This is a genomic window from Nocardioides furvisabuli (assembly GCF_021083185.1).
Lineage (GTDB): Bacteria > Actinomycetota > Actinomycetes > Propionibacteriales > Nocardioidaceae > Nocardioides > Nocardioides furvisabuli.
On sequence record NZ_JAIGQB010000003.1, the window covers coordinates 163,084 to 176,776 of the forward strand.

Below are 13,693 nucleotides of genomic sequence, written 5' to 3' on the forward strand. Positions count from 1 at the left end.
CGGCCGGAGGCGGGTTCAGCCGCGGATCCGGCCCTTCGCGCGCCGGTAGGCGTCGAGCGTCCCGCGCCCCGCGGGGCTGTCCTCGAGGGTGGTCACCACCTTGCGCCGGACCCGGTAGGACGGCGTGGCGCGCGCGTGGTCCCGCTCCTCGCGGGCCTCGCGCAGCTCCTCGTGCAGGCGCTCCTCCACGGCCCGCAACCGCGCGCCCTCCACCAGCAGGGCGCTGATCGCGTCGAGCGCCGGCGCCAGCAGCTCCGCGGCGGTGGTGGTGTCGGGGTCGGCGAAGGGGCCTGGCTCGGGGCCGAGGAGGTCGTCGAGCGAGCCGACGACGTCGTAGCCGCGCTCGGCCAGCACGGCCGTCCAGCTGCGGGACAGGTCGCGGGCCCAGGCGTGGGCGTCGGGCGGCAGTCCCAGCCGTGCGGAGGCCACGCCGCGCGAGAGGGTCTGGTGGGCCAGCACCTCTCGTACGAGGGGGCGGTAGTCGGGCGGGGCGATGATCGAGGTGACGCGCTCGTTGATGGTGCGCAGCAGCGACGTCTCCGGGACGCCGAGGGACGGGTTCTCCCGCTCCGCGGTCAGGTCCAGTGGGAGGGCGTCGAGGCCGAAGATGCGCGAGAAGCGGCGCCAGAGCTCACCCCGGTCGGAGCCCGACGGCGGGAGCGTGACCAGGTGGACCCGCTCGGGAGGCAGCGAGCTGCCCCAGCGGTCGAGGATGTCGGGGACCTCCTGCACCGCCCAGAACCACGACCCGATCCGCGACTCGCGAGCGGGGTCGCGGATGGTCTCGAGGAAGCGGGCGTAGGTGATGTGGCTGCGGTGCTTGACGTTCTCCTGCCACTCGGCCGGCACCTGGCGCACCAGGTCGCGCGCCGACAGCACGACGTGGACCTCGGCGTCGCCGAGCGAGTCCAGCGCCCGCCGGACCTGGGTCGGCGTGGCGCGGGCGAAGATCTCGTGGCTGATGATCGCGGTGCCGTGCCACTCACGCACCTGCGCGGCGAGCCGGTCCCACGCGCCGACGGCCTCGGTCTCGATGCCCCCCCACGGGAGCGTCATCAGGTCGAGCGCGGCGAGGAAGTGGGCGTCGAAGCGGTCCGCGGCGTAGAGGAGGTCGTGCTCGCGCAGCAGCGACTGGTTGCGGAACAACACGTCCTGGAGGTAGGACGTGCCGGTCTTGGGGCATCCCACGTGCAGCAGCACCTTCCTGCTCACTGCCGCACCTGCCTCTCCGTACGCCATGCCGGGTCGACGACCATCCTGATCGCCAGGTCGAGGACCTGCTCGTCGTCGGCACCGGTCACCGCGGCGGGCGCGCTGCGCGGCGCGAGATCGGCGAGGTCGCCGACGACAGGGTAGCCAGCGCGCGTCAGCTGGCGCGTCATCCGGGCCGCGGAGGAGGCCACCCAGTCGCGTTCGCGAGCAGGTACGCCGACCGGTGCGACGCCGCTGTCGGGGATGCGCCGCTGCAGCGTCCGCATCAGCGACGGCCGCTCGGCCGTCGGCACGCGCAGCCCCACGACCGCAGCCACCCGGCGTGCGAGCTCGGCCTGGTCGGCCCCGGGGACGCGCGCGAGGGACGACGGCAGGGACCGTACGCCGAGCTCGCGGGGCAGGCGGTCGTGGTCGGTGACCACCCTGACGAGGGGGCGCCGCGGGTGCCAGCGGCGTACGGAGTCGGCGAGGTCGACGCGGGCCGGCAGCTGGTCGCGCTCGCGCCAGAAGCGCAGCCACTCCGCCCACGGCTTGCTGCCGTGCTCGAAGCAGCGCTGGGTCCAGGTGCGGGCGAGGAGCTCGTCGAGCGGCGCGCCGAGGGCGACGACGTGGGGCCGCGGTCCGCCCTCGGGCCGACCGAGGCCGCGCAGGTGCTCGCGCAGACCGGTGGCGAGCACGGGATCGCCCACCAGGCGGAACCGACGCCGCCACGGCCGCGCCCACCTCGCGGGTGCGGGGTCGGCGCCGAGCGCGACCAGGTCGTCGGCGACGAGGACGCTCGCCACGCGCAGCAGCTCGTGCGCGCCGACGGTGGCGGGGTCGACCGGTGCGGGGCCGAAGCCGGTGGTCGGCAGCCCGAGGAGCGGCAGGTCGGCCTTGCCGCGCCCGGCGGCGGTGGTCGCCAGCACCCGGTCGGCGAGCCCCTGGTCCGGCGCTGCGGACCCCCGGGCGAGGTTGATCCGGCGCAGCAGCTCGAGCTGCTGGGCGCCCGGCAGCAGCGGTGCGGCCCCGGGTGCGGGTGCGGTCCGGTCCGGCCACGCCGACCAGGGCGTCGTACCTCCCTGCCGGAGGTGCTCGACCCAGCCCGCCGCCGAGGCGGAGGAGTCGCCGGTCAACGGTCGCGCAGCCGACGCGCGGTCTCGCGGATCCGGCCGCTCACCGTGTCGGCGGAGGCGCGGTTGGCGGCCTCCTGGGTCATCACGGTCAGCGCGTCGAGCGCTGCCCCGAGCTCGAGCTTCGCGCGGACCCGGTCGGGGTTCTTCCAGTCCTCGCCCTCGGCGGGACGGCGCGGCCGCAGGTCCTCCACGTCGCCGATGACGTCGACCCCGCTGCCCCTGATCCACTCGATCCACAGGTCCGCGCGCTCCTCGGCAAAGGCGTAGCGCTCGGGGGGCAGGCGCACCGGGACCGCGGTGCGCGAGACCAGCACCTCCTGCGCGAGGACCTCGCGGATGAGGTTGTCGTAGGCCGGCTCGCGCCACACGCCGAGCTCGAGGCGGCGGTTGAGCTTGCGCAGCAGGGACGTCTCGGCGATGCCGAGCGAGCGGTTGTCGCGCTCGGAGTCGAGGGGGGCCCAGTCCGGGTCGATGCTGAAGGCGCGGCAGAAGCGCAGCCACAGCTCGTCGCCGTTGGGCCCGCGGTCGTGGGGCACGGTGACGACGTGCACGCGCTCGGGCGGGAGCTTGGCGCCCCACTGCGACAGCACCCGCGGCAGGTCCATCGCGTTGAAGAACCACGTCTGGCCGCGCTCGACCTTGTTGAGGAAGCGGCGGAAGGGCCACTTGCGCCCCTGCTTGATCGACTCCTGCCACGCAGCGGGCAGCTGGCGCCCGAGGTCGCGCGCGGAGTAGACGATGTGGACCTCGTTGCCGGCCAGGTCGTTCATCGCCTTGGCGATCTTGTCCGGCTTGGCGCCGGCGAGGATCTCGTGGCTGATCACCACGTTGCCGTCCGAGCGGTTGACCCGCTTGACCATCGCCTCCCAGGCGCCCCTGGCGTGCCCGGGCGCACCGCCCCAGTCCTGCTCGAGCAGGTCGAGCGCCGCGCGGAAGTGGAACATGTCCGAGCGACCGCCGCGCGTGCTCGGGACGGTCACTCCGTGCCGCGCCAACGACGAGGTGTTGAGCAGCAGCCGGTCCTGGAGGTAGGTCGTCCCGGTCTTGGGTGCCCCGATGTGGAGGTGGACGACGCGGCTCATGGCGCTGATTGTGCCCGAGCCGGGTAGTCCACCGGGACATGGCCGTCCTGCGACCCGCCGGAGGACCACATCCCGGTGGACTACCGGGGCGCTGCTGCGGCGCCGAGGGCCCGTACGACGGCGCTCGGGCTCGGGCGGCCCAGCCGGCCGGCCATCCACACGCTGGTCTCGACCACGGCGTCGAGGTCGACCCCGTGGTCGACCCCGAGACCGGTCAGCATCCACACCAGGTCCTCGGTGGCGAGGTTGCCGGTCGCCGACCTCGCATAGGGGCAGCCCCCGAGGCCGCCGGCGCTGGCGTCGAAGGTGGTGATGCCGGCCTGGAGCGCGGAGAACGTGTTGGCCAGCGCCTGGCCGTAGGTGTCGTGGAAGTGCATCGCCAGCCGGTCGGTGCCGACACCGGCGTCCGCGAACGCCGCGACGAGCGCCTTCACGTGCCCGGCGGTGGCCACGCCGATCGTGTCGCCGAGGCTGAGCTGGGAGGCGCCGAGGTCGAGCAGGCGGGTGCCGGCGGTGACGACCTGCTCGATGGGCACCGCGCCCTCCCACGGGTCGCCGAAGCACATCGACACGTAGGCCCGCACGTCCATCCCGGCCGCGCGGGCCCGGGCGACAGTGGGCCCGAACATCGCGAACTGCTCGTCGAAGGTGCGGTTGAGGTTCTTCGCGGCGAAGGTCTCGGTGGCACTGCCGAAGATCGCGATGTGCTCCAGGCCGAGCTCGAGTGCCCGGTCGAGCCCGCGCTCGTTGGGCACCAGGACCGGCAGGTGGCGCCCGGCCTCGCCCAGGTCGGCCATCAGCTCCGCGGCGTCCGCGAGCTGCGGCACCCATCTCGGGTGGACGAAGGAGGTGGCCTCGACGACCGGGAGGCCGGCGGCCACGAGACGGCGCACGAACTCCGCCTTGACCTCGACCGGCACGATCGCCTGCTCGTTCTGGAGGCCGTCGCGGGGGCCGACCTCGTAGATAGTGACGGCCGACGGGAGGCCGTCGGCGCGCACGGTCATGGGCAGGTCAGTCATCGGTGGCCTCCACGACGAAGAGGGCGGCACCGAGCTTGACGAGGTCCCCGGTGACCGCGCCGACCGAGGTGACCGTGCCGGCGAAGGGCGCCTTGAGCGCGAGCTCCATCTTCATCGCCTCCATCACCCCCAGTGTCTCCCCCTCCGCCACCGTTTGGCCCTCGGCGACGTGGACCGCGAGCACGGTCCCGGGCATCGGGGCGAGCAGCGTGCCGTCGCCCGCCGCGGCGGCGTGGTCGGCGAAGGGGTCGGGCCGCTCCCACACCCACCGTTGACCGCGGTGCACGACGTCGACGACGTCTCGACGCACGTCGAGCACCGCGTGCTCGGCCACCCCGTCGACGAGCAGGTGCGCCGCGTGGTCCTGCGCCGACACCAGGCGTACGTCGTGGGTGGCGCCGGCGTGCGAGACCTGTCCGCGGTGCCGGTCGACGACGACGTGGGCGTCGCCGAGGACCACCGTGTCGGCGGCCGGGTCCCCGCCCATCCGCCAGCCGTCGGAGCGCCAGGGGCCGCTGCCACCGTGGCGCGAGCCGGGCATCGTGTCGAGCAGCACCTCGGTCCAGGCGGCCAGCACCAACGCCACCGAGCCGTCGGGCTCGGGCACCTCGTGGCGGTCGAGCCAGGCCGTGTCGATGGTGGCGTCGCGGAAGTCGTCCGAGGCTGCGAGCGTGCGGAGGAAGCCGGTGTTGGTGGTGATGCCGAGGATCGCCGTGTCGTCGAGCGCGCCCACGAGCGCGGTGCGGGCAGCCTCGCGGTCGGCGCCCCAGGCGATGACCTTGCCGAGCATCGGGTCGTAGGAGGTGGAGACCTCCTGCCCCGGCTCGAGGGCGTGGTCGACGCGGACGACCGGTTCTCGTGACAGGCGCTGCGCGCCTTCCTCGACCAGCGAGTGCGGCCACCTCACGATCGACGTGCGCCCCGCCTGGGGCAGGAAGCCGCGGAAGGAGTCCTCGGCGTAGACCCGGGCCTCGATGGCGTGTCCCTCGAGCGTGACCTGCGACTGGTCGATGCCCAGCGGCTCGCCCGTCGCGACCCGCAGCTGCAGCTCGACGAGGTCCACGCGCCCGCCGTCGACGCGGACGACCTCCTCGGTGACCGGGTGCTCGACCTGGAGGCGAGTGTTCATCTCGAGGAAGTAGAACTCGCCCGTGACGTTGTCGAGCAGGAACTCCACGGTCCCCGCGCCGGTGTAGCCGCACTGCTCGGCCAGCGCGACCGCGGACGACGTGATCGCCGCGCGCTGCTCGTCGCTGATGGTCGGGGCGGGAGCCTCCTCCAGCACCTTCTGGTGCCGGCGCTGGGTGGAGCAGTCACGCTCGAAGAAGTGCAGCACGGTGCCGTGGGAGTCGCCCATCACCTGCACCTCGACGTGGCGTCCGGACTCGACGTACTTCTCCACCAGGATCGTGTCGTCGCCGAAGGACGACTGCGCCTCGCGCTGGGCGGCGGCGAAGGCCTCTGCGTAGTCGGCGGGCGAGCGCACCACGCGCATCCCCTTGCCGCCACCGCCGGCCGCGGCCTTGACCAGGACGGGGTAGGAGTAGGCGGCCGGGTCGTCGTCGAGGGACCAGGACGGCACCACCGGTACGCCGGCGGCGAGCGCCACCTCGCGCGCGGCGTCCTTGCGCCCCATCGCGTCCATCACCTCACCCGACGGACCGACCAGGGTGATGCCCGCCCCGGCCAGCGCTCGGGCGAACTGCGCCCGCTCGGACAGGAAGCCGTAGCCGGGGTGGACGAAGCCGGCCCCCGACTCGCGTGCGGCGGCGACCACCGCGTCGATGTCGAGGTAGGACGAGACCCGCACCGCGCGGTCGGCGGCACGCACGTGCGGCGCGTCGGCGTCGAGGTCGGTGTGGATCGCGACGCAGGCCCAGCCGAGGCGTCGCGCCGTCCGCATGACCCGCAGGGCGATCTCGCCGCGGTTGGCGATCAGCAACGTTCTCATCAGCTCATTCCCATCAGGGGGTTTCGACGCGCCCGTTGCGACCTCGTGCCTCGGTCGCAGGGCTTGCTCAACCTGGTCGCGCCCACGCGACGCTCTCGTTCCTCGCTCGTCACTGCGCGCCTCACATCCGGAAGATGCCGTAGGACGGCTCGGGGATCGGGGTGTACGACGTCGCGGCGAGCGCCATGCCGAGCACCCGGCGGGTGTCGGCGGGGTCGATCACGCCGTCGTCCCACAGCCGCGCGCTGGCGTAGTAGGGCGAGCCCTGGGTCTCGTACTGGTCTCGGATCGGGGCCTTGAAGGCCTCGACCGCCTCCTCGTCCTCGAGGTCGGTGCGGACGGTGGCGAGCACCGAGGCGGCCTGCTCGCCGCCCATCACCGAGATGCGCGCGTTGGGCCACATCCACAGGAAGCGCGGGTCGTAGGCCCGTCCGCACATGCCGTAGTTGCCGGCGCCGAACGAGCCGCCGATGACGACGGTGAACTTCGGCACCACGCTGCACGCGACCGCGGTGACCAGCTTGGCGCCGTCGCGGGCGATCCCCTTGTTCTCGTACTCGCGCCCGACCATGAAGCCGGTGATGTTCTGCAGGAACACCAGCGGGATGCCGCGCTGGTTGCACAGCTCGATGAAGTGCGCACCCTTGAGCGCCGACTCGCTGAACAGGATGCCGTTGTTGGCCACGATGCCGACCTCGTAGCCGTCGATGCGCGCGAAGCCGCAGACCAGCGTGTCCCCGTAGAGCTTCTTGAACTCGTGGAACCGGCTCCCGTCGACCAGCCGCCGGACCACCTCGCGCACGTCGTACGGCGTGCGGGTGTCGGTGGGGACCACGTCGTAGAGCGACTCCGGCGGCTCGTGCGGCTCCTCGACCTCGGCACTGGGTTCACGGGCCGGGCGGGCGGCGGGCAGCGTGTCGACGATCGAGCGCACGATGGCCAGCGCGTGGGCGTCGTCCTCGGCGAGGTGGTCGACCACGCCGGAGGTGCGGGCGTGGACGTCGCCGCCGCCGAGGTCCTCGGCCGAGACGACCTCACCGGTCGCGGCCTTCACCAGCGGGGGGCCGCCGAGGAAGATCGTGCCCTGGTCGCGCACGATCACCGTCTCGTCGGACATCGCCGGGACGTAGGCGCCGCCGGCGGTGCAGGAGCCCATCACGCTGGCGATCTGCGGGATGCCTCGGGCCGACATGTTGGCCTGGTTGAAGAAGATCCGGCCGAAGTGCTCGCGGTCGGGGAAGACCTCGTCCTGCAGCGGCAGGAAGGCACCGCCGGAGTCGACGAGGTAGATGCAGGGCAGGTGGTTCTCGGCGGCGATCGTCTGGGCGCGGAGGTGCTTCTTGACCGTCATCGGGTAGTAGGTGCCGCCCTTGACGGTGGCGTCGTTGGCGACGACCACGCACTCGCGGCCCGCGACCCGGCCGATGCCGGCCACGACGCCGGCGGACGGCACGGCGTGGTCGTCTCCGGAACCACTGCCGTACATCCCGTACGCCGCCAGCGGCGCGAGCTCGAGGAACGGGCTGCCGGGGTCGAGCAGACGGTCGACTCGCTCGCGGGCCAGCAGCTTGCCGCGGTCGGTGTGCTTGCGGCGCGCGCTCTTCGACCCGCCCTGGCGGACCCGGGCGAGCCGGGCGCGCAGGTCGTCGACGAGCTCACGCATGGTCGGGGGACCCTGGATCGGGCTCAGCTGCTCGGACACGGACTCAGGTTAGCGATCGTTAACCTCGTGCGTCCAGTGCACACCCCGGGCGGCCGGTCTGTCGCGAGGTGTGGCCGTCGCGTGGGCCGCGCGTGTGGATCGGGTTCGCCCCGGTGCGGTAGACCAGAGGTGGTGCCGGCACCACGGCAGTGATCCGCTCCGCGGCCCACTGGAGCACCACATGGGGAGGCACGTGTGATTCCGCTCGCGGTCTGGCAGGCGCAGCGGCGCCCGGTGAAGCTCCCGGCGCCGCGCGCGCCGCACGAGGAGCCGGCGGGCACTAACCTCGAGCCCGTGACCCCCCGGCGCCAGCAGATCCTCGACATCGCCGCCGACCTCTTCGCCGAGCGTGGCTTCCACGGGGTCTCGGTCGCCGAGCTCGGCTCGGCCTGCGGCATCTCCGGCCCGGCGCTCTACAAGCACTTCGACTCCAAGGACGCGATGCTCGCCGAGATGCTGGTGAGCATCAGCGAGACCCTCCTCGCCGAGGGCCGCAGCCGCGTGGCGAGCGCCGACGGCCCGCGCGAGGCCCTCGAGGCGCTGGTCGAGTGGCACATCCAGTTCGCCATCGAGCACCGCGCCCTCATCGTGGTGCAGGACCGCGACTGGAGCAACCTGCCCGACGAGGCCCGCGAGCGCGTGCGCGCACTGCAGAGGGCGTACGTCGACGTCTGGGCCACGCAGGTGCGTCGCTTCCACACCGGCCTCAGCCCGGAGGCGTCCCGCACCCGCGCGCACGTGCTCTTCGGCCTGCTCAACTCCACCCCGCACAGCGGCCGGCTCCCCGACCCGCAGATGCACGACGTGCTCCGCGACATGGCGCACGGCGCGCTCGGCCTGACCTGAGGAGCCGACGCGCTCACATCGCGTCGAACGGGCTCTCCTGCTGCAGCAGGCGCGCCGCCCGGACCGCGGCGTCCTCGGCGACGACGAGGTCGTCGAGCTCGTGCGGCCCGTCCTCGGCACCCGGGACGGGGTCGCCGTCCTCGACCGCCTGCGGCTGGTGGATGCGGTGCAGCTCGCGCAGCACCCGCTCGCGCGAGAGCCCGCGCAGGTGGGTCAGCACGAAGGGGTCGGCGGCGATCAGCCACGCCAGCTGGGTGAGCACGGCCAGCGCGTGCGGGCACGGGTCGAGCCAGGCCTCGCACGTGCAGGCCGAGCCCAGCTCCCCGCCGTACGGAAGCAGCTCGACGCCCGCCTCCTCCACGGCCTCCACGAAAGCGTGCGGCAGCTCGCCCGCCATCAGCGCGGCGATGCGACCCGCCTCGGCGGCGACGAGCTCGGTGAAGGCCGACGCGTCGGAGTCGTCGAGCACCGGCACCGTGACCTCGACGGTGAAGGCGTCCTGACCCTCGCCCACCGCCGCCACCGCGGCACCGTCGGAGACGGTGATCGCACCCACGGCCCCCGCCCGCGCGAGCGCCCGGCCGCGCTTGAGGTCCTCGGCGCTGTAGGCCGCCTCCTCGACCGAGCGGATCACCGCCTTGCTCCACCACGTGCCCGAGCCACCGCCGCGCCGTGCCGGCAGGCGTGGATGGGTGGTGCCCGCGGCGCTCACCGGCGCAGCTCGACCAGGTCGCGCAGCTCGGCGTCCGACAGCTCGGTCAGCGCCGTCTCGCCGCGCGTGAGGACCGAGTCGGCGATGGAGCGCTTGCGGGCCAGCAGCTCGGCGATCTTCTCCTCGATCGTCCCCTGCGTGATCGCGCGGTGCACCTGCACCGGCCGGGTCTGGCCGATGCGGTAGGCCCGATCGGTGGCCTGGTCCTCGACCGCGGGGTTCCACCAGCGGTCGAAGTGGATGACGTGGTCGGCGCGGGTGAGGTTGAGCCCGGTGCCGCCGGCCTTCAGCGACAGCAGGAAGACCGGCACCTCCCCGGCCTGGAAGCGCGCCACCATCGCGTCGCGCTCGCGCACCGGCGTGCCGCCGTGCAGGAACTGGTGCGGGACCCCCGTCGTGGCCAGGTGGCGCTCGAGCAGCCGCGCCATGGCGACGTACTGGGTGAAGACGAGGACCGCGCCGTCCTCCGCCACCACGGTGCCGACCAGCTCGTCGAGCAGGTCGAGCTTCTCCGAGCGCCCGCGCAGGCGCGGGTTAGCCTGGCGCAGGAAGTGGGCCGGGTGGTTGCAGATCTGCTTCAGCCCGGTGAGCAGCTTGAGCACCAACCCGCGGCGGGTCTCCTCGTCGGCCTCCTCGATGCGGCGCATCGACTCGCGCACGAGCGTCTCGTAGAGGACGACCTGCTCGCGGGTCAGCCCGAGCACGTGGTCGGTCTCGGTCTTGGGCGGCAGCTCGGGCGCCACCCCCGGGTCGGACTTGCGCCGGCGCAGCAGGAACGGCCCGATCAGGTCGGCGAACTGGCGCGCCTTGGTGGGCTCGAGGCCGGACTCGATCGGTCCGGCCCAGACCTTGCGGAAGGCGTTGCGGCTGCCGAGCAGGCCGGGGATCGCCCAGTCGAGGATCGACCACAGCTCGGTGAGGTCGTTCTCGACCGGGGTGCCGGTCAGCGCCACCCGGGCGGTGCACGGGATGGTGCGCAGCGCGCGGGCGGCGGCCGAGCGGGAGTTCTTGACGTGCTGCGCCTCGTCCGCGACCACCAGGTCCCACGCCACCTCGGCGAGCAGCTCCGCGTCGTTGCGCATCGTGCCGTAGGTGGTCAGCACGAACCCCCCACCCACGCCGTCGAGGTCGCGCGCGCTGCCGTGGTGACGGCGCACGGCGACGCCGGGGGCGAAGCGGCGGATCTCGGCCTCCCAGTTGCCGAGCAGCGAGGCCGGGCAGACCACGAGGGTCGGGCCGCCCGCACCCGGCTGCCCTGCGCGGTGCAGGTGCAGTGCGATCACGGTGACCGTCTTGCCGAGCCCCATGTCGTCGGCCAGGCAGGCGCCGAGCCCGAGCGAGGTCAGCTCGGCGAGCCAGGACAGGCCGCGGCGCTGGTAGTCGCGCAGCTCGGCGCGCAGGGCGGGAGGCACGTCCACCAGCGCACCGGTCGCGGCGTCGCGGAGCCGGTCGCGGACCGTCAGCAGGCTCGCGCCGACGACGGCCTCGTAGGGGACGTCCTCGATGTCGACGACGCCGGTCAGCGTCGCGGCCAGCGCCTGCACCGGCGTCACGGTGCGGATCAGCCGCTTGCGGGCGCGCTTGATGACCGCGGAGTCGACCGCGACCCAGTTGTCGCGCAGCCTGATGATCGGGCTCGCCGTGCGGGCCAGCTCGTCCATCTCCTCCTCGCTCAGCTCCTCGCCGTGCAGCGAGACCTGCCACTCGAAGCCGAAGAGCGCCTGGGGGCCGAACAGCCCGTCCTGCAACGGCTCGTCGCGACGCCCCGACGCGGACCGGCGGCCCAGCTCGACGCGCTGGGTGACCTCGCGGTCGAGGTACGTGGGCCACAGGACCGGGTGGCCGGCCTCGGCGAGGGCCGCCGCCCCGCGGTCGAGGAGGGAGAGGATCTCGTCGGAGTCGAGGGTGATCTCGTCGGGGACCCGGAGGTCGAGCAGCCGCTCCAGCACCGGCCAGGCGTCGGCCGCCGAGCGGAGCGCGATGGCGGCGTGGGTGCGCGCGCGCTCGCCGAAGCCGTGCGCGGCCCCCGGACCGGACTCGGCCCAGAGCTCGGAGGCGTCGGCCATGTGCGCGGCGTTGTCGACCGCGTGCACCTGCGTGACGAGGCGTACGGCGCCGGCGACGAGCTCCTCCTCGTCGGCCTCGATGCGGAACGAGATCGTCACCAGGTGCGGCCGGTCGTCACGGGCACGCGTGCGGATCCGCGCGATCCGCTGCTGGAGCCGGTCGCTGAACTCATCGGGGCTGTGCGACCCGACGCGCCCCGGCACCGCGGCCGCCGGGGCCCGGTGGCGGGATCGCCCGGGCGTCGTGCGCGGGACGGTGTCGACCACGGCGTCGAGCAGCGCCCGCACCGTGCCCTCGGCCGTCGCCTCGTCGAAGCCGTCCCAGGCACGCGATCGCGCCAGCTCGCCGATGCGGCGCTCGTCGTCGGCGTCGAGGCCCGCGACCTGCCAGTGGCGGCCCTCGGGGTCGGGGGCGAAGCGGCCCGACGCCACCAGCTGGAGGCCCATCAGCGCCGCACCGGCGAGCAGCGCGACCGACGGGTGCGGCTGGTCGGCGTCGCGGACCTTGCCCAGCACCGGCAGCGCACCGCGGATCGGCAGCACGATCGTGCGGCGCTCGTCGGTGAACTCGATCGAGCCCTCCCGGGGCGGCTCTCCCACCAGCAGCCTGGCGGGACCGGTGACCGGGACAAAGCTCATGCAGCACCCTTCGTTGATCCGCTCGACCTGACGCTAACGCCTCGGACCGACAGGGAGTTCCCCGGCGACTACCGTCGGACGGCATGGACGTCTCCGCGCTGCTCGCCGCCCACCCCGTCATCGACGGGCACAACGATCTGCTGTGGGCCGTGCGCGCGGCGACGGCGTACGACTTCTCCCGCCTCGACGTCGGCGCGGGCGGCACCCCCACCCACACCGACCTGCCGCGGATGCGCGCCGGCGGGATGGGGGCGCAGTTCTGGTCGGTCTTCGTGCCGACCGAGCTCACCGGCGACCACGCGGTGAGCGCCACGCTCGAGCAGGTCGACGCCGCGCGCCTGCTCACCGACACGTACGCCGACCAGCTGGCGTGGGCGACGACCGCCGACGAGGTCGAGCAGGCGTGGGCGTCGGGTCGGATGGCCTCGCTCATGGGCGCCGAGGGCGGGCACTCGATCAACTGCTCGCTCGGCACCCTGCGCCAGCTCCACGCCCTCGGCGTGCGCTACCTGACGCTCACCCACAACGCGAACACCCCGTGGGCCGACTCCGCCACCGACCGGCCGCAGGCCGGCGGGCTGACGGAGTTCGGCCGCGAGGTCGTGCGGGAGATGAACCGCCTCGGCATGATGGTCGACCTCTCCCACGTCTCCGCGGACACGATGCGCGACGCGCTCGAGGTCAGCGAGGCGCCGGTCGTCTTCAGCCACAGCTCCGCGCGGGCGGTGACCGACAGCCCGCGCAACGCCCCGGACGACGTGCTGGAGGCGACGGCCCGGGGCGGCGGCGTGTGCATGGTGACCTTCGTGCCGAAGTTCGTGAACACCGCGTGCGCCGACTGGCACCGGGAGCTGGTCGCGGCCGCGGCGGCCGAGGGGGTCCCGGAGTCCGACGGCGAGCGGTTCGGCACCTTCGAGGACGCCTGGGTGCGCGAGCACCCGCAGCCGAGCGCGTCGCTCGCCGACGTGGTGGCGCACGTCGAGCACGTCCGGGAGGTGGCCGGGATCGACCACGTCGGACTGGGCGGCGACTACGACGGCGTGGGGACCCTGCCGGTCGGGCTGGAGGACGTCTCGACCTACCCGGTCCTGGTCTCCGCGCTCGCCGACCGCGGCTGGTCGGAGGCCGACCTGGCCCGGCTCACGTGCCGCAACACGCTGCGCGTGATACGCGAGGTCGAGGCGGTCGCCCGTGGGCTGCAGCAGGTGCGCGGGCCGGGCCTGGCGCGGATCGAGGACCTCGACGGCGTACGCCCGGGCACGGTCGACCCGACCGCGATGATGGGTCATTGACCGGGCACTTCGTTGCGCTGAGCTCAGCCGAGCGGGCACTTCGTCGCGCAGCTG

At 73.7% G+C, this 13,693-nt stretch carries 10 protein-coding genes; 2 read left to right on the forward strand and 8 right to left on the reverse strand.

Annotated features, from left to right (window positions below; all coding sequences use genetic code 11):
* Positions 1-15: 15 nt before the first annotated feature.
* The 6 genes from K4G59_RS07205 to K4G59_RS07230 form a co-directional block, all read right to left on the reverse strand.
* Entirely contained in the window at positions 16-1,212 is a 1,197-nt protein-coding gene (locus tag K4G59_RS07205; RefSeq protein ID WP_231250291.1) for a hypothetical protein, read from the reverse strand.
* A complete protein-coding gene (locus K4G59_RS07210; RefSeq protein ID WP_231250292.1) occupies positions 1,209-2,327 on the reverse strand; it encodes a hypothetical protein in 1,119 nt (372 codons plus the stop codon). The genes K4G59_RS07205 and K4G59_RS07210 overlap by 4 nt, the downstream gene beginning before the upstream one ends.
* Entirely contained in the window at positions 2,324-3,409 is a 1,086-nt protein-coding gene (locus K4G59_RS07215; RefSeq protein ID WP_231250293.1) for a hypothetical protein, read from the reverse strand. Before K4G59_RS07215 ends, K4G59_RS07210 begins: the two co-directional genes overlap by 4 nt.
* An 80-nt stretch (positions 3,410-3,489) precedes the next feature.
* The gene (locus tag K4G59_RS07220) at positions 3,490-4,431 is read right to left on the reverse strand and encodes a hydroxymethylglutaryl-CoA lyase (protein ID WP_231250294.1); all 942 of its coding nucleotides are present in this window, start codon (positions 4,429-4,431) and stop codon (positions 3,490-3,492) included.
* Positions 4,424-6,382 carry an acetyl/propionyl/methylcrotonyl-CoA carboxylase subunit alpha gene (locus tag K4G59_RS07225; RefSeq protein ID WP_231250295.1) on the reverse strand — a complete coding sequence of 653 codons (1,959 nt, stop codon included), beginning with the start codon at positions 6,380-6,382 and terminating at the stop codon, positions 4,424-4,426. The genes K4G59_RS07220 and K4G59_RS07225 overlap by 8 nt, the downstream gene beginning before the upstream one ends.
* Before the next feature lie 121 nt (positions 6,383-6,503).
* Complete coding sequence (locus K4G59_RS07230; RefSeq protein WP_231250662.1) at positions 6,504-8,045, reverse strand: carboxyl transferase domain-containing protein; 1,542 nt, start codon at positions 8,043-8,045, stop codon at positions 6,504-6,506.
* A 333-nt stretch (positions 8,046-8,378) separates the two neighbouring features.
* Between K4G59_RS07230 and K4G59_RS07235 the strand changes: the two genes are divergently transcribed.
* A complete protein-coding gene (locus K4G59_RS07235; protein ID WP_231250296.1) occupies positions 8,379-8,930 on the forward strand; it encodes an SACE_7040 family transcriptional regulator in 552 nt (183 codons plus the stop codon).
* Positions 8,931-8,943: 13 nt separating this feature from the next.
* On the opposite strand, the gene K4G59_RS07240 is transcribed toward K4G59_RS07235, so the two are convergent.
* Both K4G59_RS07240 and K4G59_RS07245 read right to left on the reverse strand, forming a co-directional pair.
* Positions 8,944-9,642, reverse strand: a complete 699-nt coding sequence (locus tag K4G59_RS07240) for an SWIM zinc finger family protein (RefSeq protein WP_231250297.1) — start codon at positions 9,640-9,642, stop codon at positions 8,944-8,946.
* Positions 9,639-12,347, reverse strand: coding sequence for a DEAD/DEAH box helicase (locus tag K4G59_RS07245; protein WP_231250298.1), 2,709 nt, complete (start codon positions 12,345-12,347; stop codon positions 9,639-9,641). Before K4G59_RS07245 ends, K4G59_RS07240 begins: the two co-directional genes overlap by 4 nt.
* 83 nt (positions 12,348-12,430) lie before the next feature.
* Between K4G59_RS07245 and K4G59_RS07250 the strand changes: the two genes are divergently transcribed.
* Entirely contained in the window at positions 12,431-13,639 is a 1,209-nt protein-coding gene (locus K4G59_RS07250) for a dipeptidase (protein WP_231250299.1), read from the forward strand.
* The last annotated feature ends 54 nt before the right edge of the window (positions 13,640-13,693 follow it).

Excerpts from the sequence above, each read along its gene's own strand:
- K4G59_RS07225 (WP_231250295.1), bottom strand. The coding sequence starts at position 6,382 with ATGAGAACGTTGCTGATCGCCAACCGCGGCGAGATCGCCCTGCGGGTC.
- K4G59_RS07215 (WP_231250293.1), bottom strand. The coding sequence starts at position 3,409 with ATGAGCCGCGTCGTCCACCTCCACATCGGGGCACCCAAGACCGGGACG.
- K4G59_RS07245 (WP_231250298.1), bottom strand. The coding sequence starts at position 12,347 with ATGAGCTTTGTCCCGGTCACCGGTCCCGCCAGGCTGCTGGTGGGAGAG.
- K4G59_RS07220 (WP_231250294.1), bottom strand. The coding sequence starts at position 4,431 with ATGACTGACCTGCCCATGACCGTGCGCGCCGACGGCCTCCCGTCGGCC.
- K4G59_RS07250 (WP_231250299.1), top strand. The coding sequence starts at position 12,431 with ATGGACGTCTCCGCGCTGCTCGCCGCCCACCCCGTCATCGACGGGCAC.
- K4G59_RS07230 (WP_231250662.1), bottom strand. The coding sequence starts at position 8,045 with ATGCGTGAGCTCGTCGACGACCTGCGCGCCCGGCTCGCCCGGGTCCGC.